Genomic DNA, 22,274 nt, shown 5'->3' on the forward strand with positions numbered 1-22,274 from the left:
GCTTGCTGATTAAGGTCATTCCGATCTTTTCTTCTTCGCTTTGGCACGTGCGCGGATTTTGTCCGCATATCCGGCTTTGTTCTCTTGACGTGGTCTGGCAATGGCCAGATCGTTATCAGGGACAGCATGTGTTACAGTGGAGCCTGCTACAACATAAGCACCTTTTCCAATCTTAATCGGGGCGATCAGATTCACGTTGCTGCCAATAAAGGCATCGTCTTCAATTTCTGTAATAGATTTATTATATCCATCATAATTGACCGTTATTGCCCCGCAGCCAATATTTACGTTTGTACCCACCTTGGCATCACCGACATAGCTCAAATGAGACACCTTGGAATGATCTCCAATGGTCGCATTTTTCACCTCAACAAAATCACCAATTTTCACATGTTCGCCAAGCTTCGCGCCTGGACGCAGATAAGCAAACGGCCCCACAGAGGTACTGCTTCCCACTTCCGCTTCGTTCAACACCGAATGTTTTACCGTTGCGCCTGAATGGATAATCGTATTCTGAATTTCAGCCTGCGGACCAATCACACAATCTTCTCCGATTTGTGTTTGACCATGCAGCCATGTGTTCGGGTACAGTACCGTATCGGAACCAATAACAACCTCGCTCCCGATATAGGTAGAAGACGGATCAATGACAGTGACACCATTCAGCATATGCTTGCGGACGATGCGCTCACGCATATAGCCCTCAGCTACCGACAAAGCGACTCTGTCGTTAACACCGATGGATTCAGACACATCATCTGTCAAATACGCCTCAACCTGCTCACCTTCACCATGCAAAATACCAATGACATCTGTCAGATAATATTCCTGCTGTGCATTGGTGTTCGTTACCTTGTCCAGCGCTGCAAACAGCTTGGCATTGTCAAAGCAGTACGTTCCCGTATTGATCTCCCGGACAGCATCTTCCTCAGGTGAACAATCTTTCTGTTCCACGATCTTGAGCACGGCCCCGGAAGCATCACGGATAACTCGTCCATATCCTTTCGGGTCGTCCAACTCAGCGGTCAGAATCGTCGCAGCCGCCCCACGGCTCTCGTGCAGTTGCACCAAGCCCTCTAGCGTTTCCGCTGTGATCAAAGGAGTATCCCCACAAATGACAATGGTTGTACCTTTTTCCTGACCGAGCAAGTCCTTGGCTTGTTTGACAGCATGGCCCGTTCCCAACTGCTCTGCCTGAAGCGCATATTCTGCCGACGGTCCCAAATAAGACTGTACCGCCTCTGCTCCATGACCCACGACGACAACACTTCGGGACACACCGATTTCACGAACCGTGTCGAGCACATGCCCGACCATCGGTTTTCCGCACACCGGATGCAGAACTTTATATAATTTGGATTTCATACGTTTTCCCTGCCCTGCGGCAAGAATGACTGCCAACCTTTCCAACAAGTCCAACCTCCTATCCTGAAAATAACAGTTACCCCTTGGCTAAAACGTTAATTCCCAGATCAGATTTTGCTTAACTTTTCACAATCCTCCTGAAAAATAACGGCGAACCTTTGGTTAATGGCTATTTTTTCAGGCCAGCTTGTGCTGGACATTCATCCCCGGGACGCATCGCTGCCTAGTCCCTGTCTTATGAAAAAGCCGCTTCGGCAGCCCGGATGGCTCCAAGTTGCCTTAAAACTGACTGTTAACTCACTAAAGAATATATCTCATTCCAGACAAAAAGAAAAGAGAGCCACAGTTAGTGGCTCTCTTTTTCTTTTGTACCCCAATCCTGCTTTAGGCGAATTAAGCGCCTTCTTCAATAGCAACTTCTTCATCCACAGCTGCACGTTCGTACTCAGTCAATACAGCAGCTTGGATCTTCTCACGGGTTCCTGAAGATATCGGGTGAGCGATATCGCGAAACTCTCCGTCTGGAGTTCGTTTGCTTGGCATAGCTACGAACATCCCGTTATTACCGTCGATAACTCGGATGTCATGAACAACAAACTCATTATCAATCGTAATGGATGCAATCGCCTTCATTCTTCCTTCTGAGTTCACTCGGCGGAGTCTAACATCCGTAATCTGCATGTGTGTTTCACCACCTTTTTCCAAATAGGACTTGGTGTATACATTCCACACAGCAGTTCGAAATCCTTCTTTTTTTCGGCAATTCGTATCCTAAATTCAGGTAATTTTTTTGAAAAGATTTCTTTTCGACATATTTAGGTATTTTATGATGGATTGTGACAATTTACTGCCCTGTTCACTCATCAAAATAATTGCCCAGCTTGACTGTAATTTGCTTGCTTCGAGAATCGACTGCGGTCAGATTCGCCAGTGAAATATAATCGTGCAGCAGGCGCTCTTCGTTCTCCACCTCGCCTGATTCTACCAGCACACCTACACCGGCCACCTCAGCATCAAACTCAGCCAACAAATCGACCATCCCCTGAATGGTGCCACCGGCCTTCATAAAATCATCTACGATGAGCACACGCGATTTCTCACGCATCGCACGTCTGGATAAAGACATCGTATGCAGGCTCTTTTGTGATCCTGAAACATAATTAATACTTACAGCCGAACCTTCTGTCACCTGATGATCACGCCGTACGAGAACGACTGGCAAATTCAGCTGTGCTCCGGTTGCATAGGCAAGTGGAATACCCTTGGTCTCCACCGTCATAACCACATCAATCTGACGATTGGCAAAAGCGGTCGCAAATATTTTACCAGCTTCGTTCATCATCGCAGGTTGGCCCAGCAAATCGGACAAATACAGGTATCCTCCCGGTAATATGCGGTCAGGCTGCTCCAGTTGCGCACACAGGTCGTTCGCAAACGCAAGCGCATGCTGCTTGGAAAGCCTCGGGATCAGTTTGACGCCCCCTGCCGCTCCCGCCAGCGTCAGAAGCTCGCCAGTGCCCTCATCCTCAAATACTTCCTTGATGATGGCCAGATCCTCGCTTATGGACGACTTAGCTGCCCCGTAGCGATCCGCAAAATGAGTAAGAGGCACCAGCGTATGCGGCCGTGACAACAAAAATTGCGTCATTTCCACCAATCGTGAGCTTCTTTTAAGTTTTTTCACAACAATTCCTCGCGATCTATTCTCCTGCCGCCCGCTTTGTACAGTAAAGCACCGGCGGACTGGCCGGTTGCTGGCGGAATGTAAGTGATATAGTAAAATCCGAATATTTAATAGTAAATATATCATCTTCGTACGTATTTGTACAACAATTACCACTATAATAAGAAAAAATTATCTAAAATCAGGTCAAAAGTCGTACTGCATACACATCTTTACAAAACCCTCTTAGTCCGTTGTAAATCCGTGGCACTTTGGCTTCTTTCGATACCAGTCCGAACACTGTAGGTCCACTACCTGACATCAGCACACCATCTGCTCCTAAGCGGATCATGGAGCTTTTAAGATGCTCTACCTCTGGATACAGCTTTAGTGTTACATCCTCCAGTACATTCCCCAGCGCGTTGCATACATCGGTAAAAGAAGCGTTACGGATCGCATGCTCCATCTGGCGGGCAGACGGGTGGTGCGTAATCTGATCTGCTTTGACACGACCATACACTTCAGCCGTCGACACATTAATCGGCGGCTTCGCAAGGATCACCCAGCATTGTGGCGGATTCGGAAGTGGCTTGAGCAGTTCTCCGCGTCCGCTCGCTAAAGCTGTACCCCCTGTAATACAGAAAGGTACATCTGATCCCAGCTCAGCACCCAGCACCCTTAATTCTGCATCCGAGATGCCAAGCTTCCATAGCTTGTTCAGTCCACGCAGCGCTGCGGCAGCATCACTACTTCCACCCGCCAACCCTGCCGCCACCGGGATATGCTTATCCAGATGGATGTGGACGCCCGTAGACACGTTATAACGTTCTTTGATCAGACGCGCAGCCTGAAAAGCCAAGTTCTTTTCATCCAATGGTATGTACCCGGCTTGACTTGAAATAATAATGGTATCACGCGGTAACTCGGACATCGTCAATCGGTCAGACAGATCGACCATGGTCATAATCATTTCGACCTCGTGATAACCATCGTCCCGCTTACGTAGAACATCAAGCATTAAATTGATTTTCGCCGGTGCTTTTTCATATATTTTCAAGGCGTTCACCCACCTTCAACTTTTCCCTCAAGACAGCTTAACATATTATATCAGACTCAGCGTGTCAAGTCATGAGGTTCAAAAAAGCGGAGATGACCCGGTCTAATCCCGGATATCCCCGCTTTTCATCAGCACCACCGATAGCTACGATTTGCGGGAAGCTGCCTGCTCGGCAAGTTGGATAGCCCGCTTGACCATATTGCCCGCATCCTTGGCTTTAATGCCTCCCCAGCCTTCTTCCTTGACCGTGTCGTAAAACCCAAGATCTTTGGCCAGCTCGTACTTTAGCTCCTCCGACATGACACTCCGTCTTCTTCGGCTCATACATACGCCTCCTTCGGCAATGGAATAAGGAAGATCATTCCCGGCTTAGTATGTGCAGAGATGTCATGCTTCATCCTGCTCTGTATATACAAAACGGCCCCGTCATTTGAAATGACGAAGCCGTCGTTAAACCTGCAAAGCTGGTATAAATCACGAAATCAATTAAGGTGTTTCAAAATATTCGACTACACTTGTATGGGAGTCGGGATCATATACGCTGACTTCCACCGACTCGGTAAGGATGTCAGCATAGCTGTAGGAGACACGTTTAAACGTCTGTTGCTCCTGATCCAGCTTGACGATAAAAACAGAAGGGTACGTTTCTTCCAAGACACCAGTTCGTTCGACGGTCTTACGGCGTCCGCCGTTAGCCCGCAGCAAAATTTTTTGCCCTACATGTGCGTCGAGACTGCGTTTGATTTCCAACAGCGTATTTTTAGCCATTGCCTAACGACCACCTCTTTCCTTGTCCATTATAACGAATTTTAGAGGGATTGTCAAATCAAGCTAAATATTATAACAACACGAAAAATAAGTTGTCAATTTAATTTTTTGCGAACAGGAATAATTTATATAAAAAATGACAAAAAGCCTCTGAAAGCAGAGGCTTTTTGTTCAGATTAATCCTATTGGCACATTTGAATCCTAGATTGCGGAAGGCGTTACTTTAAGCGTAGACAAATTTTCAAGCTTCGGCAGGCCGATGCGATAGCTTCCCCTAGTTTCAATTCCACCCACTCCGCGGCTGCCACTGATTGTCTGGTGAAACAGGTCCCCCATGTTGACCGTATCACGGATCGAAGTAAAGGCCGCCTTGGCAGCCACGTAAACGGGGTCCAGCGCGTGAATCAGGATACGCCCTGGTGAGCTGGCAAAGTTCGCTCCCGCACGTAGCAACGCTTCAAAATGGGACTGGCACGCCCCCGCTACAATCGTCAGCGAATCCAGATGACGTTCATATTGTCTTGCTACCTGAATCGCCGCCACAAAATTTTGCGAATTTTTATAACTTTTCAAGCTGTACAAATCATAAGGCTGTGGCTGCTTCAGCACACCGTCATGTCCGGTAATGACCACGATATCCGGACGGATACGGGGAAGCAGTCGGTACAACGTGTCCGCCATTGCCGATTCGTGAACGTGATGTCCCTCTGCAGGAACACGGAGCTGTTCATATAAACTGAGACATTTTTTCAAATAGCCGGGATCTCCATCCAGATGAAGAACCTTTCCCGGCATTTCAAAATACGTTGACTCGACCGGATCACTCCAGTCCCCAACCAGAGCTGCCTGACTACGAGCAGCTTGCTGCTGGCGTGCCCGTTGCAACAGATTAAGAGACTCACCAGCCTTAATATGGGCCTGCTGAGTCTTACCGCTAATCTGGTCTGCAGGCACTCTGACCAGATCGTTCACTGGGGAATCGGCCAGCAGCCGAAATTCTATTCCCTTAATGATCGCTTTATCCCGCTGGATGTCCTCAACACGAAACGTGACATCTCCGCCGTACGATTTCCGAACGACCAAGTCTCCTAAACTCATCACACTGTATCACCCCTCCTATATCGTATGGGTGAATGCACAGTTTGGTTCCAGCTTAGGATATACCTGCCTCCAACAGCACAGCGCTGAGACGCGCAAATTCCTCAATACTTAGCGTTTCTCCTCGACGGGAGGGTTCAATACCAGCTTGTTGCAACAACGGCTCCAGCGTGTCCCTGTTCTCTTTGGTGAAGAAACGGCTTTTTAAGTTATTGGAAATGGTTTTACGACGCTGGGCAAAAGCAGCATGAACCACTTCAAAAAAATGCTTCTCATCCACCACTTCCACTGGAGGGGCTTCCCGTACACGCAACCGGATGACTGCAGACTCCACATTCGGCTGGGGAATAAATACTGTATTCGGCACAATACAGACTAATTCAGGTTCGCTGTAATATTGCACCGCAATGCTCAGGCTGCCGTAATCCTTCGTTCCAGGAGACGCAGCCATACGCTCAGCCACTTCTTTTTGGATCATAACGACGATATTCTCCAAAGGGAGCTTGTCCTCCAGCAGCCTCATCAGAATCGGTGTAGTAACGTAGTACGGCAGATTAGCCACGACACTTACTTTGCTCACGTCTGCAAAATCGGTTGCGAACACCTCGCGCAAATCCAGCTTCAACACATCTCCATGACGTACCTTCACATGCTCGTAAGGGGCCAACACTTCTTCGAGAATTGGCAGTAGCCGCTGGTCAATCTCGACAGCGGTAACTGCCTTGGCCGATTGGGCCAGCTTCTCGGTCAAAGCACCAATCCCAGGACCGATCTCAAGTGCGCCCTTCGTCTCATCCAATCCGGCAGCATTTACAATCTTATTGAGAATATTCTGATCAATCAGGAAATTTTGTCCCAAACTCTTTTTGAACGAAAAACCGTGCCGTTGAATAATGTCCTTCGTACGCCGCGGTGTTGCTATATCTTGAATCCCTGTCATACGGATATCACAATCCTTCACTTTCAATTTGTGCCAGCGCCCCGGCAAATTCCTCGCGGCTGATCTGAAATACAGAGAGCCGTTTATGTAGCTGCTTTCCGTTACAATAACCAATACCCAGCACATTCCCTAAGGCCATACGGCGTGCAGCAGCATTGGGGTGGGTGATGAGTCCAGCATCAATCAGGTCCGCCCACTCAATCAGCGGGTCGGCGCCTTCCACTGTCGTATGGACCCGTGCAAGAGCGTGTCTGATCGCTTCTGGTGAGGCATTCTCCACGCCAATATCTCCTTTACGCGTCGCTTCTGCCTCGGGTATAAAGGCCTGCTTGCAGCCGGGTACCTTGGAAGCGATAATCTTACGGATGCGCTCCCCTGCATGATCGGGATCGGTTAAAATGATGACCCCCCGCCGCTCCTGCGCCAATGCAATTTTACGCAGCGTCATTTTATTAATGGCTGAGCCGCCAGTTTCTATCGTATCCGCTTCAACAGCGCGGCGAATGGCCACCGTATCATCCCGGCCCTCTACCACGATCACTTCCTTGATCATTTGCGTTTCCCTCCACTGCTACACAGCAAGCTATATTTATCTTTCCCTGCTTTTGAAAACAAAATAAGAAGAGGATATCCTCTTCTTAGCATGGCATAACTATGTTGTTAATACTATCGCATTGCCCTCAACATACACAACCTGTTTTAGTTGATTTCAGGCTTTACCGGTCCGATAACATAAACGGTTTTACCGTGCTTACGACCAAATTGGTTGGCTCGGCTCAAACTCTCATAATACACATCGATTTTGTGGCCTTTAATCGCGCCACCGGTATCCTCCGCACGGCGGAAGCCCACCCCTTCGATATACACCCACCAGCCGATTGGAATTACACTCGGATCGACCGCGATGGTGCGTCCTTCCGTGACACGTGCGCCGGATGCAGTACGTGTACCGATACCTGGCTCCTGTGAGGAATACGCCGTCATGGAGACATTTTGTAAAACTTTGCTATATTTAAAATTGACGCCTGCTTTACGGACAGCACTGCCCGAACTAACCGTTGTTGCCTTAACGGCATCATTGGGACCGACGGAAGCAGCCAGAACGACCGGTTTTTTCTTCGTTCCTACTGCAATGACTTTATCCACACGGTTCTGTGCAACTTCCTTGTTAACCAGCTGTTTGGATACCAACTTTCCATCATGATATACCTTTTGAACGTGCTGGACGACCACACCCGATTTGCCGCTTTGAATGACCCGATTATCGCCTTTATAAAGACTCGGATCGGCCGTTTTGATGACCTGATAAGGCACCTGTTTTTTCTGTTCGACCTGCTGTTTCTTCACACGGACGATTTTTATGTCCATGTTAGACGAAACAGAGGCATCCAACGCAGGATAAACTTTATCCGTTGATGATAATTTATAGCCCGAGGTACGAATGGCACCTTCTACTGTATTTTCTGTTGTGTACAGCTTTTTCGTCTCATTGCCTGAAGATACTTTGACTTGATTGGCACGTTTAATGACTACGCGATCGCCATCCTGTATTGCTCCATTTAGCGGCATGGAAACTGTATCATGCGGCTGAAGTGAAATGGAATGCTCGCTCAGCAAATCTTGAAGCTTGGATTCCCGGGTTTCTACCGCAGACGCCTTGCCATCGATGACAAAAAAGACTTGTTTTTTAGATTGCGTGTACATCAGAATTGAAATCATAATCGTTAGCGCGATTAGAAATATAGCAACCAAAGCAGCCTGGCGCACATTCTCTTGCTTCCAACGCAATACGTAAGACATGCTGGATGAGCGTGACTCATGGGTATCCTTTTTTTGGAAAATGCCCATTTCCTCCGTCCTCCTTACATAGCCCGCCGTCTGGAGTAAGACATAGTTGAGATTTGACGTGACTATAACAGATTTTCTACAAGACAAGCCCAAACTGCGACTGTCCTGCACCATGTACCCGTCTTCGCGGCATGCTGTCCTCCCCTGTTTAACCACAGTATGATGACAGATTTTCTTTTATTCACAACAAAAAAAGCCAGAGAAAGAGACTAGAGAGCTCTTTCGTGGCTTCCGGCATGTGTGAATATGCGGGAAAACTCATGCACGAGATGGCTTCTCTCTTGTTACGCTTACGGGGTTAGCTGTCGGGTTCGGACGTAGAGAGTCGCCCTAGCTTGGGTCAACCGCTCATGGCGGTCGCCTTCACATTCACCCCGAAGACCCAGAAAGAAATCGAAATACGGCTCCTCCACCTGTTCAATCCCATCCAGGAAAAGAATTTAGGTCGAGCCGGCTGGCGGAAGAGACGTTCCCTTCTTGCACATACGCCGGACGTACTGTAAGCCATATCGGTTCCCCCGTTCCCTGTAAAAGGGACTCAGCGAGACTGGTTCATGAAATGACTTGTTGATGTTTACATTCAAACAACAATTCACTGAAAAGATGATATCCTGTTTCTATGCATGTTGTAAAGCAGGTTTCAAGTACATTTTTTAAAATATTCGGTTAAAATATTGTAATATTCTCGAGTTTCCTGCAACAAATTCATGATTAGCTTCGTCTATCTCTTTATTTTGATCGATTTCTTCACTTTTTCATTGAATGTCAAATCGTTCCAGGGCATTTTGGGTCGTTATTGACACTAATTCCTCCACTGTAATCCCTTTGATTTGGGCTGCAGCCTCTGCTACCAGTCTCACATGTGCAGACTCATTTCGCTTCCCACGAAACGGATGAGGCGTCAGATAGGGAGCATCAGTTTCAATGAGCAGACGGTCCAGCGGCACCTGTGCGAGCACCTCTTTTGGCTGCTTGGCATTTTTGAACGTTATTGGACCACCGAAGGAAAGGTGAAATCCCATATCCAGCACCATTTTGGCAGTTTCCCAGCTACCCGAAAAGGAGTGCATGACTCCGCCAATCTCACTCGCTTTTTCCTCGCGCAAAATCTTAACAATATCTTCATGTGCATCCCGGTTATGGATAACAATGGGCATTTTGAGCTCACGAGCCAGACCAATTTGATTTCGAAACACCCGATGCTGCACATCCTTCGGTGATGTATCCCAATAATAATCCAGACCGATCTCTCCGATGGCTACAACCTTTTTATGACTGCATAACGATGCAATCCATTCTAGATCGCCCTCCTGCATTGTAATAGCATCCTGCGGATGCCATCCAACTGCCGCATAAATAAAATCATACGTCTCGGCCAATTTCATAGTGGATGGAATGGTCTCACGATTAAATCCGATATTGATCATCCGTGTTACTCCTGATTCGACAGCACGTGCTATAACTTCTTCACGATCTTCGTCAAATTGTGGCGCATCCAAGTGAGTATGAGTGTCGAATAAATCCAAGGTTTACATCTCCTTTTTTTACTTACATTTCTATATAGTTGTCTATTCCTTGACAAAATAATTCCTTATTTCGGCAGGAAGCCTGTCTTTTACCGCGTTCAATTTATTCTGGGGAAAATACATATGATATTTTCCTCGGTGAATACCACTTATTGAGCGCACAATTTCCGAAACTTCGGATATTTCACTCACCTCGCCCTGACGTCCAAGCAGTAAAATCTGGTTGTCCGTCGAGCCACCCTGCCGAAACACATCATAAGGAAGATCTGTCGGAAAATCAATTTCAAAATCATATTCAGGGTGCAAACCAGCCTCTTTCAAAGCTTCTCTAATACTGTCAATGGTATCTGTATCCATATTTTCAATCTCTACATATTTATACAATCTACGGTCCATAAAACGGCTGCTCAAATCACTTAAAATCTCGTCCTTTTCTCGTTTCCACTGGCTAAATACGGTCTGGATTAATGACTCGTCGAGCATCAGATATTGCTCTACTGTAAGCTCTCCTTTCAACAGATCCGGCAGCGTGTCCAGCAGAAAACCAAACTCATATCCGTTTTTAAACAATTCCTTTGCTCGCTTGAAAATTTTACGTAAAAGGATTTCCGAGCTGCGTGTTACAGGATGAAAATAAATTTGCCAATACATCTGGTAGCGTGACATTAAATAATCTTCTACTGCATGCATGCCTGATTCCTTCACAACAATTCTCCCATTATGAGGACGTAGCAGTCGTAAAATACGATCCAAATCAATTGTGCCGTAGTTGACACCTGTCGAATGAGCATCCCGCAACAAATAATCCATACGGTCAGCATCTAGCGGACTGGTTACCAAGTTGACAACGATTGGCTTATCATACGTTTTGGCTATAACCGCAGCCACCTTTTGTGGAAGCTTGTCGTCGACTTGCCGTAGCACAGCGTTGATCTTCGTGTCTCCCAGTACAATGCGGCATGTCCAATCCTCATGGTTCATATGAAAGGCTTCCTCAATTGAATGAGAAAATGGGCCATGCCCCACATCATGCAATAGGGCCGCACACAGAGCAACCAGCCTTTCCTCCTTCGGCCAATCTGGGAAATCTCCACGTTCAAATTGAGAAATAATACGTCTCGTAATCTCATATACGCCCAATGAATGTGAAAAACGGCTATGCTCCGCTCCATGAAACGTAAGATACGATGTGCCTAACTGCCGTATGCGCCGTAAACGTTGGAACTCCGGCGTGTTGATCAACCGCCATATCACAGTATCCTGAACATGGATGTAATTATGTACCGGGTCTTTAAAAACTTTTTCTTCACTGAGTGGCTGGTGCAAGATATCAGCTCCTTTAATATTCGGAATAATGGATTAAAATACAATAAAATCCTAAATGTTTTCCCTCATTCGACATTCTTTGTCGTAATATGTCGAATTATAGTTTTTCGACATTTCCAAATCGACAAACTGAATAAATCATCAATAAGATAAGGCAATACACATGAGTAAAGGTCTTTAATCTAAATACTTTTGCATAATCAGACTGTTACTACATTTTTAAGGTTGACTGTTTTGGGAATCGTTGGTATAGTAAATATCAGAAAAGAGAAAATTTTGTCGAATCATGACACTTATATTATTTTAAACGGCGAGAGGAGCCTGATTTATTATGATGAAATCCACTGGTATTGTAAGAAAAGTTGACGAGCTCGGACGTGTTGTTATTCCAATCGAATTGCGTCGTACCTTGGGAATCGGAGAGAAAGACGCTTTGGAAATTTATGTTGATGGTGAACGCATCATGCTTAAAAAATACGAGCCTGCTTGTATCTTCTGCGGCAATGCTGAGAACGTAATTTACTTCAAAGGGAAAATTGTTTGCCAAGATTGCATTTCTGAAATCCCAACACCTGTGACAAACTGAGAATTTTAGTATATAATAGACTTATCAGATATTGTTAATTCTAACCTTTTTCATATATACTCCTTGTTGCCTTCCACGGTTTGAACCCAACCGTTGGAAGGCCCTTTTTTGTTTAGACAGATATTCATAAGAGTGCGTTGTAAACATCTCTCTTGGAGATTGAACGATCTGTGGCTGTACGCTTCATTGCATCCTTGCGTGTAAGTCCCTCTGCCTCGTAATGTGCGACGTGGGACTCCAAAGATAAGGACTGCCACCACGCCTGACGTTCCTGTTCCTCTTCCTCTTCGTCTTTTCCTTCAACGACCAGGCAATATTCACCAATCGGTGGATTTCCCTCTAGTCTAGCAAGGCATTGCTCCACGGTTCCCCGAACCCATTCCTCATGCAGCTTGGTCAGCTCACGCGCAAGCACCACTTTGCGTGAACCTAATGTTTCCTTCAACACCATCAATGTCTTCACAATGCGATGAGGCGATTCATAAAAAATAATTGTGCCGTGAGATACCTGAAACGATAGCAACAGCTTCTCTAGATCCTTTTTCTCCCGTGGTGGAAAGCCAGCGAAGGTGAACCTTTCTGTATCCAGTCCTGAGGCAATTAAAGCCGATAGTGCCGCATTTGCTCCTGGGATAGGAATGACGCTAATTTCCGCTTCCAGTGCCAGCTTGACCAGATCCGAACCAGGGTCAGAAATGGCCGGTAGACCTGCATCGCTAACCAGTGCCAAATTTTTTCCTTCTATTATATAACGTATCAGTTCAGGCCCACTGGCAGCCTTATTATGTTCATGATAACTGAAGAGCATATCCGGTGTAATTTCGAAATGGGTAAGCAGTTTGCGTGTCTGCCGCGTATCTTCGGCAGCGATAATACTACATGATTTTAAGGTGTTAATCGCCCTAAAGGTCATATCGTCCAGATTCCCAATGGGTGTTGCAACAAGATACAACTTTCCCCGTTCTTCTTCGCTGGTACTAAAGCTTTTTTGTACAGCTGCTTTCACACAGAATCCCCCTTGCTTACTTCTCCATAAATATCTCTTATTTCCTGAGTATAATTCCCATTTTCCTGATATACAATGAGCGGAGGCAACAGACGAACCTCTGGTTTGCCGTCACGTAATGCTTCAACCAGTACCATATTGGCTTCCATATGAACTCGTGGGTGTACAAAACGTATTCGTTTGGGTTCCAGACTATGATTACGCATTAAGGTTATAATCTCACCCAATCGCTGCGGGCGATGAACCATGGATACTTTTCCCCCATTACGGACAAGCCGGGTGGATGCCTGAATGACTTCTTCCAGTGTACAGTTCACTTCATGACGGGCAATTGCCTGGTGAGGATTCAGCTTGATATCGCTACCATTTAGCGGCATATAGGGGGGATTCACGGTAATCGCATCATAAACACCATGTCCCGTGATGTGAACCAGCTCACGTAGGTCCCCTTCCCGAATCTGAATTGCTGCTTCTAATCCATTCAAGCTGACACTGCGTCTAGCCATATCTGCCAAGCGTGGTTGAATCTCAATTCCTTCAATAGACGCTTTTGTTCGTGTCGTTAGCAACAGCGGGACAACCCCATTGCCAGTACACAGATCCAGGATCTTTCCACGCTGTGGAATACCAGCAAAACGTGCCAGCAAGACCGCGTCCATCGAGAAGCTGAATACTTCATCACTTTGGATAATGCGCAAATTATGTGAAAGTAAATCATCAATTCGTTCAGACTTCTTTTCATTTTCGTCCATAATGCTCTCCCATCTTTTATAACCAAAATCGCTTTTCACTCATACTTCCTTACAAAAAAGCCGTAGGCATCTTGCTCCTACGGCTTGTTTTTATTTATTCAAAAATGACAGACAGAAGAGGCAATCGCCTTCCGTTCGCAAATGTCCGTAATACACGTTGCATATATGAAATCCTTCATGATACAGCCTTGCTAGATTGTCGTAGCCTTCACCCACGACCTCACCCGTTTGCCCTTCATCCTTAATGACGATCGGAGGAGGAAGCTTCGGCTTGTTTGCCGTCTTTTCTTCTCCAGAGGTTTCACGTTTGAGCATCTTGCGCACCTGTTCGTTTTCAATCGTTAGTCGTTGATTTTCCTCCAGCAGCTCTTTTACTGCCAGTTTCAATTCACCCAGATCGCTATGCAACTGTCCCATTTGGGTTTCCATTTCGTGAATACGCGCAAAAACATTTAATTTATCCAAGTTTCCACCCCGAAGCAACCTAATGGTTTACTTGACGACTACATCGTCCATTGGAAGTTCCTTGACCTTACTGATCTCAAACAGTTGAACATGCACCGTGCGATGACCTGCATTCACACCTACGACTTTACCTTCTCCCAAAGAGGTGATAACCATCTTACCCACCTGAGGTAGCTCTTCTCGCATGCTTTCGTAGTTATCATGTTCAAACTTGAGGCAGCACATCAATCTCCCGCACAACCCGGAAATCTTCGTCGGATTCAGCGACAAACTCTGATCCTTCGCCATCTTAATAGATACCGGCTCAAAATCCCCCAGCCATGAGGAGCAACACAGAATACGTCCACAAGGTCCGATTCCGCCAAGCATTTTAGCCTCATCCCGTACGCCGATCTGCCGCAGCTCGATCCGTGTACGAAAAATACTGGCCAAGTCCTTTACAAGCTCTCGAAAATCCACCCGACCCTCTGCCGTAAAATAAAAAATGATCTTATTGCGGTCAAATGTAAATTCTACATCTACCAGCTTCATTTTAAGGCCATGGTCTTTAATTTTATTTAAACACGTGCCGAATGCATCCTTGGCCGCCAATTTATTCTCTTCTACAACAAGAGCATCATCATCCCCAGCAATACGAATGACTTTTTTTAAGGGCAGGACAACATCCGAATCATTTACCTCTTTTTTGCCCACTACAACCTTGCCATATTCAATACCGCGCGCGGTCTCTACAATGACGCAGTTTTCTTTCTCCACTGGAAGGTCCAGCGGATCAAAATAATAAGTCTTGCCCGCCTTCTTGAAACGGACACCCACTACACTATACAAAAATTAACCCCCTTGTATGCCACTAAACCTCATTTGAAGCCGACATTGTACGAATGGCCGCAATTGAAGTCTCACTGTCGCACAAACCGGGAACCTGGCGTCGCGGATTGTGCAGAGTGGAACAAGCGCGCCTTCCTGTTAGCCGGTGATAGAACCGCTTGTATCGGACAACCCAATCAGAAGCTGCTCCACGCATAATTGCCCGTTGACGTGAAAACGGAGCTTCTTCCTGCAATTCGCGGCCAAATCCATATAAGAGACCCATTGTTCCGTGCTGCGGGTGATTGCCAATTTGGAGACGGACTCCAAATGATCTATGAAAACAATGCTTTCGTGCCTTCCGTAACGGAAATGAAGCATATCCTTAAACCACAAATGAAACAGATGAAACAGAATATCCAGGTGTTCAGAAAGTCCAGTTTTAAAAATCTTCTGTTGAGCCAGAATAATAGACGAGCTCCCCCGACTCATGGACTCCTTCACTAATTGTAACACTACGTTTCTAATTTCTGCAAACCAATTCTGCTGGAGAATTTCTCTACATGATTCCAGTCCTGAAGCAATATGAACGACCGACCGGACAAGCCCTGCCGTATAGCCTTCCCCAATTAACGCCTGCATCATCACTTCCGGCTGTAAAGCGTGGAAAGGAACCTGCTGCGTCCGTGATTGAATCGTAGGTAGCAACGCCTGTCCATTTTCAGAAATGAGTATACCGACCACTGGAATCTGGGGCTCCTCCAAAAATTTAAGTAGGCTATTAGCAGCTTGCACTGTCATGGTATCCGCCTGTCGAATAATATATACCTTCGGATTGGAGCTTTCAGATTTGTAAGAAAATATACGTTGAAGCCCGCGAATCTGATCAATTTTAATCGTAGCTCCATCCGGCTCTACAATGTGCAAATCTGGATGATTCCCGTGCTCTACCTTACGGCACGACAAGCACTCCCCACATGCATCATCCGTCTGTCGCTCACAAAATAAAGCCTTAGCAAAGATCTGCGCCATGTTCATCTGCCCGCTTCCCGGCGGCCCGCTAAAAACATAGGCATGGTTGACCGTATGATTCCGTAGTGCACTTTGCAGCATTTTTTTGGCTACATCCTGGCCCATTATATGTTGAAAAGACATATTTCCTCACTTTCTCCACTGAAAACAACTGTGATCCCTCAGCAAACCGTTGTTCTTCCGGGCAAACTTTGTTGCTATTTTCATGATTCCAACTTCAAATCCTCGTTTTTCGGGGCAACTGCTGCTATTTCCGTATCACGTCTGCCCACATATACATAGTCAAAAATAATCTGCCAGCATGATCAGCAAGCAGATTATTTCTTCGTGGCAACAGCCCGTCTGTATTCATTTATAACATAAGTCTGCATTAAAATGAGAGATTAATCAGCAATCCTCTGATCTCACCGACCCCTTGCAAAAGCTCAATCTTGCCTTGTTCAGTTTCAAGCAGCTCATCCGCCATTTTGAGCAACAGCTCATCCACTTCATCAATCAGCTTATAACGTTTGCTGCGTCCCCGGCGATCCCAACCCTTTGTGTCCTTCATGGACACGCCTCGCCGAACTGTATCTTCCAAAAACCGTTTAACCAGCATCTTATAAGCCTTCAACTCACGAATCGTCATTGAACGTGCAAGACGATCTCCCTGCATTTGTATTTCCTTAAAGCGCCGATTCAATTCCTCCTGCGAAGCCTGCTCCCCATTTTGCTGCATAACGTCGGAGAAGCTCTTGGGCTGAATTGGCTTTGCACTCATTTCATTTGTAGACAATGTACTTTGTAAAGGGCGATAGCCCGGATTTATTTTCATATAAACCTGCTTTCTCCCCGGATGCTTCCACTTTCCCCCTTCATGAACAGTTCAAACTAGAACTCGGGGTTTCTTCGGCTTTCCGGGGACTACGCTGTAGCGCTGCCGTTTTAGTGGATCTGCCCTCACTCCCATCATGTGAGAAGATACAGGCGATTCCCCTATCATATCGGCAGAATAGGCCCTATTGTGTAGATTCAGAAATGCTCGAAACGGTCTACAGGCATCACGAATACCGTCGCTCCACCCACCTGCACTTCAACAGGTAACGGTAAATAGGAATCCGTCGTCCCGCTCATAGGGGTAACGGGTGTGACCAGCTGTTCACGAACCTTGCAACTGCTGCGAATGACGTTCATTAATGAGTCCACCTGATTGTCATCAACACCGATCATAAATGTCGTATTACCTGCACGCAGAAATCCTCCTGTGCTCGCCAATTTGGTAGCACGGAAATTAGCTTTCACCAGTCCGCTGGATAATCTATTACTGTCCTTATCCTGTACAATCGCAATAATCAGCTTCATCCTGTATTCCTCCTTCAAGTCATATTAGAGACAACCTTGTCCCTAGCTCAATTTTACCGTATATCCTTCGACAATTATATGCTAAAATTCTGAACAAACCGCTTTTTCAGCAAATCCTTCAATACTTGCTCCACCTGCTCTGGCGCCGGAGATGCATCAACAATTGTAATTCGCTCCGGAAATTTGCGAGCCAACTCCAAATATGCCTCTCGCACCTTATGGTGAAACGATATACTCTCCATGTCGAGGCGGTCCATTTCTGCTCCTCGTGACGCATTAATTCTTGCCAATCCCAATTCGGGCTCAATATCCAGATAAAATGTGGCATCCGGCTCCCAATCATCCACCGCGAAGCGATTAATTGAAGCTACCTCTTCAATTCCGATCCCTCTTGCAAATCCTTGATAGACCAAGCTACTATCCACAAAACGATCACATAATACGATAGCTCCCTGTTCAATAGCCGGCTTTACCTTCTCCACCAAATGCTGACGCCGCGCCGCCGCGTATAAAAGTGCCTCTGTTCGAGCATCCATACTGGTATGAGCAGGGTCCAAAATGATAGAGCGAATCTTTTCGGAAATTTCGATGCCACCCGGCTCCCTCGTCGTGATGACTGGATAGCCTTCTTCCTCCATAAACTTCGCCAGCCGTTGAATCATAGTTGTTTTACCGGAGCCGTCTCCCCCCTCCAGTGTGATAAAAATGCCTTTGCGATTCATGTTATTCCCTGCTTTCCTGCCTGAAAAATAAAAGTCACCCACAGGCTACGTATGCTTCTTTTATTCAGTCTTCTGTATTTGTTAAGTCTCTAGTATCTAATCTTTATTGTAAACGGAATACCCGAATTGTAAGCATACTTTCATCTGCTATCCCATGCCACTTGGCTCCCAGCTCACGTAGACGACTCATCCGCAGTGCAATCGCTTCTGTGATTGTTTCTCCTGTATATAACAGCGGAATACCTGGAGGATACGGGATAATCATTTCAGCCGCTACCCTGCCAGCGGAATCCTCTACAGACACGTTCTCTATCTGATCCGGGCTAATCGGTCGAAGTCCAAACGGCACCGGACTAGAGTATCCCTTCATTCTATCATTGTTCCACGTGGAAAAATCTAATTCGAGTCTTTGCAGCTCTTTTTCCGTTGCCCCCGGCTCACCAGCCGTCTCCTTAAATCTTATATCATTATCTATATGCACAAGAGCCTGCAACAGGTGACTCGCATCCTTAGGCGTAGAGCCTAACGTAAACAATAAAACAACATGTTTTTCGTCGCTCATCTCTGGAGTACATCCATAAGTCTCCAACTCATGCTTGAGTCCAAACCCATCCAGTATCCCCCATGTATCATACAGCACCAATTTAAAAGGGTCCTGGGTTGAATATCCGCTTATTCCCTCCTCAGCCCTTTCTAGGACCTCAGAGATTCCCCTGTGAGCGCCTTTCCCCTCTAGTACCTGCTGTGTAGGTTCTAGCAAGCGAAAGCGTGGGAGCTGCTCCAGGCCCTTTCTAAAAGCATCTGCCGCCGCTAAGCCCACTGTAAAAGCATCCGCTCCATACGCCTCTATATACCATCTTGCCAAATCCAGTGAAGCCATTAACGGATAAGAAGGGCTAGAGCTCTGCACCATCGCCAACCGCTGACGAAGCAGTTCCCGATGGATTCTCTCTCCCTGCACATGTAACATGGCACCCATGGTCATCGCTGGAAGCATTTTATGTGTCGACTGGACGACTACATCAGCCCCGCAGGACAGCGCAGAGGCTGGCAAACGAGGATGCAACCCAAAATGGGCACCGTGTGCCTCATCTACCAATAGCGGCACATGGGCTGCATGACAAGCCTTAGCCGTTGCCGTCAGGTCATGCCCCATCCCATAGTAATTAGGTAGTGTAAGTAACACCCCTTTAGCCGAAGGATAGGCCTTCAGTGCAGCCTTTATTGTATCCGTCGTTGGGGCAACCGCCAGTCCGCTTAGTGTATCTATTTCCGGATCCAGGAATACCGCGTTAGCCCCTGACAGCATGAGACCGTTCAGGACAGATTTGTGCACATTCCTCTGTACCAGCAGTAGATCTCCCGGCTCCGTACATACAGTTAAAATCATAGCCAAATTACCGACCGTGCTTCCTCCAATTAGCCAAAAGCTCTCTTCAGCACCAAAGCACTTTGCAGCCAGTCCCTGCCCTTCACGAATCACATCTTCTGGGTGATGCAAATCATCCAGTCCAGAAATTTCTGTCGCATCAATAGACATCACTTCTTGCAACAGAGACGCAATATTTTCATGCTCATATACTTGTCCATTTTTATGACCGGGTACATGGAAAGAAGCATTGCCCTGAGTCCGGTAACGTATTAGAGCTTCCATTAATGGTGCATGTACCGCCTTTTTCCCCATCATTCTGCAATCCTTCCAAACAAAGCTTTATATCTACCTTATTTTATCGTAAAATCAAGCGGAATCCTACTTTTACTCACAGAAAAAAAGGCCCGTATCGACAGACCTTGGAATGCCAATCCTTCAAAGACTAATTAGCAAAGGATATTATGCATTTTTCTGTACCCAGATTTGCTTTAATTGATCAATAAAAAAATGATATTTGGCATCAGTTGCATCCGTGTGCACCATTTCAGCTTCACACGTATCACAGATAAACTCGGAAACGATAAAAATGCCTTCATGCTTGTGCTGCCCGCATATAATGCAGCGGTGGCCGCCTTGATCATGCATATCCATCCCACCTTGTTTCTTTTACTATTAGTATGGGGCACTTTCTACTATTTTAAACCTTTTCATAGCCCAGTTCGACGATATACTCTATATATATTCCTTCTGGGCCATTATGGTGTTTGTACCCCGTATGTTTAAAAAACAGCCGTCTATGCCGATATAATAAGAAAAGCTCTTATGTATGGATACCCTTTCATCGGAGCCCTTGAACACTTCATCAGTGATAGCTTTTCCATTAATTATAGAGTAGGCTAGCTAACACTGGATGTTGATCATTCTGTATTTCTACAAAAACGATTAAATGCTTATTTAAAGCGGCATGAGCGAAGTACCGTCCCTTTTTCCGGCTGTGGACGGGAAGCCACTTGTGATGCAGTAGATTAATGAAAGGACTGTTCGCATGACAGAGGAAACCGGAACCAAAGCTACCTACTATCACTACAAGCTCATTAAAAAAATCAGTATACCGCGTCAACTAATATGGAGTCACATCACATTACCTATTATTATGCTTCTCTTTCTGCTTCTTGCCTTTTCCTGGACTAGCGTGTTTTTGTTTGCTCTTGCCTTTTTCCTAACCTTATGGGTACACTTCGTAATCTCACGATCTGTCCTATACATCGGTGGCGGAACATCCTTCCGCAAACGCTGGGCATTCCATCGTAAATTACCTTGGCTAGGCTATATGACAGACCAGTATATAGGCTATAGCATCTTTCGTCGTGTGCACATACATACCCTCTGGATCGGTATCTGCTTATCAGCCGTATTCATTCTCTGGTCTCCACCAGCCTTTACTGTATCCTTACTCTTCTGGCATCTATGGCTTATTGCACCGCGTCTATACATCCTCAGTCGGCTTACAGGCGAGAGAAAAGACGGCATGTTGAAGTTTACCGATGAAGATGCCTCATATTATCAACAGTAAATCTAACCACTCATTATCCGTACAGATAGAAAATTCAGGTCTGAACTAACCTACACCCATATAGACCGAAGCAATAAAAAAGGAGCAACCTCAACCGGTTACTCCTTTTTTTGTGACTTAACAACTGTAATCGTTATATTCGCTTATCAAGTAAACTTTTCCTCATCATTATCCTCGTTATTCATGTAGAGCATTTGATCAACATGCAAATATATAAAAGGAAGCCACCCCCTACTCAACTGCAGTTCTGAGTGCTTCCCCATATCCGATCTCTTCATTCATCATTATACACAGCATACAATACGCTATGAGTTTACTAAAAATATGATCTACAATAAATCCTATGCTACTTACTCGGTTAAAAACCGTGTCCCTAATTAAGATCCACGCTTTTGCTCTTCACAACAGCCTTTCTGTCTTTTGGAACCAATACAGTAAAAGAACCATCATGCACAGATAAATGCACCATGTGTTTATTTTTCTGAAACACCTTCTGATTCGAGGTGGATAAATTCGGTTCCTCAGTCCAGCCCCAAGCTGCAATCTCCTCTAGATAAGGAGCAGGTAGACTATCACTTTCCTTCAATGCTGGCAGTGCATAGCGAACATAGTCCATGTCCGAATTACTGCTGGCCCGATCGGTTTTACTAGCTTCTTTGGGAACCGGAAACGTCTTCTCATTGGCAGCACCCTCAAACGATGTCCAAGAAGGCTCCTCCTCCACGCACCCGGTAAGAATCGCGACAGCGACACTGAATAGCACCAATAGAGCAAGCCATTTATTTCGCCGCATGATCTTCCCTCCTTACCAGCCTGATTGACTATACAAAATCCTATGATGGAGTTTGCATAATTCTGCAATAATGCAGCGTGTGTGTATGGGATTCAATACCTATATTATACAGGGTTTACTCTTACATTCCGTAACAAAAATGTTACCTTCCTTTTGTAAGGATATTTCTAAAGTATACGTATATGCAAAAAAGAGGACCATAATCTCATTGAGATTATGGTCCTCTTTACTTGT

Annotated in this window: 25 protein-coding genes and 1 riboswitch; of the genes, 2 read left to right on the forward strand and 23 right to left on the reverse strand. The window is 45.9% G+C overall.

Annotated elements, in window-relative coordinates:
* Nucleotides 1–15 precede the first annotated feature (15 nt).
* From glmU to MKX30_RS26685, 12 genes are all read right to left on the reverse strand, one after another.
* Nucleotides 16–1,413 carry a bifunctional UDP-N-acetylglucosamine diphosphorylase/glucosamine-1-phosphate N-acetyltransferase GlmU gene (gene glmU / locus MKX30_RS26630; RefSeq protein ID WP_080658680.1) on the reverse strand — a complete coding sequence of 466 codons (1,398 nt, stop codon included), beginning with the start codon at nt 1,411–1,413 and terminating at the stop codon, nt 16–18.
* A 345-nt stretch (nt 1,414–1,758) separates the two neighbouring features.
* Nucleotides 1,759–2,046, reverse strand: a complete 288-nt coding sequence (gene spoVG / locus MKX30_RS26635) for a septation regulator SpoVG (protein ID WP_007428016.1) — start codon at nt 2,044–2,046, stop codon at nt 1,759–1,761.
* Between the two features lie 175 nt (nt 2,047–2,221).
* Nucleotides 2,222–3,049 carry a pur operon repressor gene (purR, locus tag MKX30_RS26640; protein ID WP_013308122.1) on the reverse strand — a complete coding sequence of 276 codons (828 nt, stop codon included), beginning with the start codon at nt 3,047–3,049 and terminating at the stop codon, nt 2,222–2,224.
* Between the two features lie 181 nt (nt 3,050–3,230).
* Nucleotides 3,231–4,085 (reverse strand): 4-(cytidine 5'-diphospho)-2-C-methyl-D-erythritol kinase, encoded by an 855-nt coding sequence (ispE, locus tag MKX30_RS26645; RefSeq protein ID WP_013308121.1) that lies wholly within the window; start codon nt 4,083–4,085, stop codon nt 3,231–3,233.
* 144 nt (nt 4,086–4,229) lie between these two features.
* Complete coding sequence (locus MKX30_RS26650) at nt 4,230–4,409, reverse strand: small, acid-soluble spore protein, alpha/beta type (RefSeq protein ID WP_007428013.1); 180 nt, start codon at nt 4,407–4,409, stop codon at nt 4,230–4,232.
* 162 nt (nt 4,410–4,571) lie between these two features.
* Nucleotides 4,572–4,853, reverse strand: a complete 282-nt coding sequence (veg, locus tag MKX30_RS26655) for a biofilm formation stimulator Veg (protein WP_013308120.1) — start codon at nt 4,851–4,853, stop codon at nt 4,572–4,574.
* Between the two features lie 201 nt (nt 4,854–5,054).
* Nucleotides 5,055–5,951, reverse strand: coding sequence for a sporulation peptidase YabG (gene yabG, locus MKX30_RS26660; protein ID WP_023986432.1), 897 nt, complete (start codon nt 5,949–5,951; stop codon nt 5,055–5,057).
* 55 nt (nt 5,952–6,006) lie between these two features.
* Nucleotides 6,007–6,891, reverse strand: coding sequence for a 16S rRNA (adenine(1518)-N(6)/adenine(1519)-N(6))-dimethyltransferase RsmA (gene rsmA, locus MKX30_RS26665; protein WP_023986431.1), 885 nt, complete (start codon nt 6,889–6,891; stop codon nt 6,007–6,009).
* 7 nt (nt 6,892–6,898) lie between these two features.
* Entirely contained in the window at nt 6,899–7,444 is a 546-nt protein-coding gene (gene rnmV, locus MKX30_RS26670; protein ID WP_013308117.1) for a ribonuclease M5, read from the reverse strand.
* Between the two features lie 146 nt (nt 7,445–7,590).
* Nucleotides 7,591–8,739, reverse strand: coding sequence for a 3D domain-containing protein (locus MKX30_RS26675; RefSeq protein ID WP_023986430.1), 1,149 nt, complete (start codon nt 8,737–8,739; stop codon nt 7,591–7,593).
* Between the two features lie 271 nt (nt 8,740–9,010).
* Nucleotides 9,011–9,293, reverse strand: a riboswitch (cyclic di-AMP (ydaO/yuaA leader).
* Nucleotides 9,294–9,494: 201 nt separating this feature from the next.
* Nucleotides 9,495–10,265, reverse strand: a complete 771-nt coding sequence (locus tag MKX30_RS26680) for a TatD family hydrolase (RefSeq protein ID WP_023986429.1) — start codon at nt 10,263–10,265, stop codon at nt 9,495–9,497.
* Between the two features lie 42 nt (nt 10,266–10,307).
* Entirely contained in the window at nt 10,308–11,591 is a 1,284-nt protein-coding gene (locus MKX30_RS26685) for an HD domain-containing protein (RefSeq protein WP_341063885.1), read from the reverse strand.
* A gap of 331 nt (nt 11,592–11,922) precedes the next feature.
* On the opposite strand from MKX30_RS26685, the gene MKX30_RS26690 reads away from it, so the two are divergent.
* The gene (locus tag MKX30_RS26690) at nt 11,923–12,177 is read left to right on the forward strand and encodes an AbrB/MazE/SpoVT family DNA-binding domain-containing protein (RefSeq protein ID WP_007428005.1); all 255 of its coding nucleotides are present in this window, start codon (nt 11,923–11,925) and stop codon (nt 12,175–12,177) included.
* 124 nt (nt 12,178–12,301) lie between these two features.
* Here MKX30_RS26690 and rsmI read toward each other — a convergent pair whose 3' ends face one another.
* The 10 genes from rsmI to MKX30_RS26740 form a co-directional block, all read right to left on the reverse strand.
* Complete coding sequence (gene rsmI, locus MKX30_RS26695; RefSeq protein ID WP_023986427.1) at nt 12,302–13,183, reverse strand: 16S rRNA (cytidine(1402)-2'-O)-methyltransferase; 882 nt, start codon at nt 13,181–13,183, stop codon at nt 12,302–12,304.
* Nucleotides 13,180–13,935, reverse strand: coding sequence for a tRNA1(Val) (adenine(37)-N6)-methyltransferase (locus MKX30_RS26700; protein WP_023986426.1), 756 nt, complete (start codon nt 13,933–13,935; stop codon nt 13,180–13,182). Before MKX30_RS26700 ends, rsmI begins: the two co-directional genes overlap by 4 nt.
* Nucleotides 13,936–14,025: 90 nt before the next feature.
* Nucleotides 14,026–14,400, reverse strand: a complete 375-nt coding sequence (gene yabA / locus MKX30_RS26705; protein WP_025722558.1) for a DNA replication initiation control protein YabA — start codon at nt 14,398–14,400, stop codon at nt 14,026–14,028.
* Nucleotides 14,401–14,427: 27 nt separating this feature from the next.
* Nucleotides 14,428–15,228 carry a PSP1 domain-containing protein gene (locus tag MKX30_RS26710; protein WP_013308110.1) on the reverse strand — a complete coding sequence of 267 codons (801 nt, stop codon included), beginning with the start codon at nt 15,226–15,228 and terminating at the stop codon, nt 14,428–14,430.
* Nucleotides 15,229–15,366: 138 nt separating this feature from the next.
* Nucleotides 15,367–16,362: a DNA polymerase III subunit delta' gene (holB, locus tag MKX30_RS26715; RefSeq protein WP_023986424.1), complete on the reverse strand. Its 996-nt coding sequence runs from the start codon at nt 16,360–16,362 to the stop codon at nt 15,367–15,369.
* A 247-nt stretch (nt 16,363–16,609) separates the two neighbouring features.
* The gene (locus MKX30_RS26720; RefSeq protein WP_013308108.1) at nt 16,610–17,053 is read right to left on the reverse strand and encodes a YaaR family protein; all 444 of its coding nucleotides are present in this window, start codon (nt 17,051–17,053) and stop codon (nt 16,610–16,612) included.
* A gap of 197 nt (nt 17,054–17,250) precedes the next feature.
* A complete protein-coding gene (locus tag MKX30_RS26725) occupies nt 17,251–17,580 on the reverse strand; it encodes a cyclic-di-AMP receptor (RefSeq protein WP_007427998.1) in 330 nt (109 codons plus the stop codon).
* 74 nt (nt 17,581–17,654) lie between these two features.
* Nucleotides 17,655–18,302 (reverse strand): dTMP kinase, encoded by a 648-nt coding sequence (gene tmk, locus MKX30_RS26730; RefSeq protein ID WP_013308107.1) that lies wholly within the window; start codon nt 18,300–18,302, stop codon nt 17,655–17,657.
* A 103-nt stretch (nt 18,303–18,405) separates the two neighbouring features.
* Nucleotides 18,406–19,989, reverse strand: a complete 1,584-nt coding sequence (locus MKX30_RS26735) for an aminotransferase class I/II-fold pyridoxal phosphate-dependent enzyme (RefSeq protein WP_340960052.1) — start codon at nt 19,987–19,989, stop codon at nt 18,406–18,408.
* A 144-nt stretch (nt 19,990–20,133) separates the two neighbouring features.
* Nucleotides 20,134–20,319 (reverse strand): sigma factor G inhibitor Gin, encoded by a 186-nt coding sequence (locus MKX30_RS26740; RefSeq protein WP_023986422.1) that lies wholly within the window; start codon nt 20,317–20,319, stop codon nt 20,134–20,136.
* A 400-nt stretch (nt 20,320–20,719) separates the two neighbouring features.
* Here MKX30_RS26740 and MKX30_RS26745 point away from each other — a divergent pair, with 400 nt between their 5' ends.
* Complete coding sequence (locus tag MKX30_RS26745) at nt 20,720–21,247, forward strand: hypothetical protein (RefSeq protein WP_023986421.1); 528 nt, start codon at nt 20,720–20,722, stop codon at nt 21,245–21,247.
* Between the two features lie 373 nt (nt 21,248–21,620).
* Here MKX30_RS26745 and MKX30_RS26750 read toward each other — a convergent pair whose 3' ends face one another.
* Nucleotides 21,621–22,040: a hypothetical protein gene (locus MKX30_RS26750; protein WP_013308104.1), complete on the reverse strand. Its 420-nt coding sequence runs from the start codon at nt 22,038–22,040 to the stop codon at nt 21,621–21,623.
* Nucleotides 22,041–22,274 lie beyond the last annotated feature (234 nt).

The organism is Paenibacillus sp. FSL P2-0173, assembly GCF_038008045.1.
In the GTDB taxonomy this organism is placed as follows: domain Bacteria; phylum Bacillota; class Bacilli; order Paenibacillales; family Paenibacillaceae; genus Paenibacillus; species Paenibacillus polymyxa_B.

What these genes read in the sequence shown, in the direction of transcription:
- spoVG (WP_007428016.1), bottom strand. Translation starts at nt 2,046, where the DNA reads ATGCAGATTACGGATGTTAGACTCCGCCGAGTGAACTCAGAAGGAAGA.
- MKX30_RS26650 (WP_007428013.1), bottom strand. Translation starts at nt 4,409, where the DNA reads ATGAGCCGAAGAAGACGGAGTGTCATGTCGGAGGAGCTAAAGTACGAG.
- veg (WP_013308120.1), bottom strand. Translation starts at nt 4,853, where the DNA reads ATGGCTAAAAATACGCTGTTGGAAATCAAACGCAGTCTCGACGCACAT.
- yabG (WP_023986432.1), bottom strand. Translation starts at nt 5,951, where the DNA reads ATGAGTTTAGGAGACTTGGTCGTTCGGAAATCGTACGGCGGAGATGTC.
- rsmA (WP_023986431.1), bottom strand. Translation starts at nt 6,891, where the DNA reads ATGACAGGGATTCAAGATATAGCAACACCGCGGCGTACGAAGGACATT.
- rnmV (WP_013308117.1), bottom strand. Translation starts at nt 7,444, where the DNA reads ATGATCAAGGAAGTGATCGTGGTAGAGGGCCGGGATGATACGGTGGCC.
- MKX30_RS26675 (WP_023986430.1), bottom strand. Translation starts at nt 8,739, where the DNA reads ATGGGCATTTTCCAAAAAAAGGATACCCATGAGTCACGCTCATCCAGC.
- MKX30_RS26690 (WP_007428005.1), top strand. Translation starts at nt 11,923, where the DNA reads ATGATGAAATCCACTGGTATTGTAAGAAAAGTTGACGAGCTCGGACGT.
- MKX30_RS26700 (WP_023986426.1), bottom strand. Translation starts at nt 13,935, where the DNA reads ATGGACGAAAATGAAAAGAAGTCTGAACGAATTGATGATTTACTTTCA.
- holB (WP_023986424.1), bottom strand. Translation starts at nt 16,362, where the DNA reads ATGTCTTTTCAACATATAATGGGCCAGGATGTAGCCAAAAAAATGCTG.
- MKX30_RS26720 (WP_013308108.1), bottom strand. Translation starts at nt 17,053, where the DNA reads ATGAAAATAAATCCGGGCTATCGCCCTTTACAAAGTACATTGTCTACA.
- MKX30_RS26725 (WP_007427998.1), bottom strand. Translation starts at nt 17,580, where the DNA reads ATGAAGCTGATTATTGCGATTGTACAGGATAAGGACAGTAATAGATTA.
- tmk (WP_013308107.1), bottom strand. Translation starts at nt 18,302, where the DNA reads ATGAATCGCAAAGGCATTTTTATCACACTGGAGGGGGGAGACGGCTCC.
- MKX30_RS26735 (WP_340960052.1), bottom strand. Translation starts at nt 19,989, where the DNA reads ATGATGGGGAAAAAGGCGGTACATGCACCATTAATGGAAGCTCTAATA.
- MKX30_RS26740 (WP_023986422.1), bottom strand. Translation starts at nt 20,319, where the DNA reads ATGCATGATCAAGGCGGCCACCGCTGCATTATATGCGGGCAGCACAAG.
- MKX30_RS26745 (WP_023986421.1), top strand. Translation starts at nt 20,720, where the DNA reads ATGACAGAGGAAACCGGAACCAAAGCTACCTACTATCACTACAAGCTC.
- MKX30_RS26750 (WP_013308104.1), bottom strand. Translation starts at nt 22,040, where the DNA reads ATGCGGCGAAATAAATGGCTTGCTCTATTGGTGCTATTCAGTGTCGCT.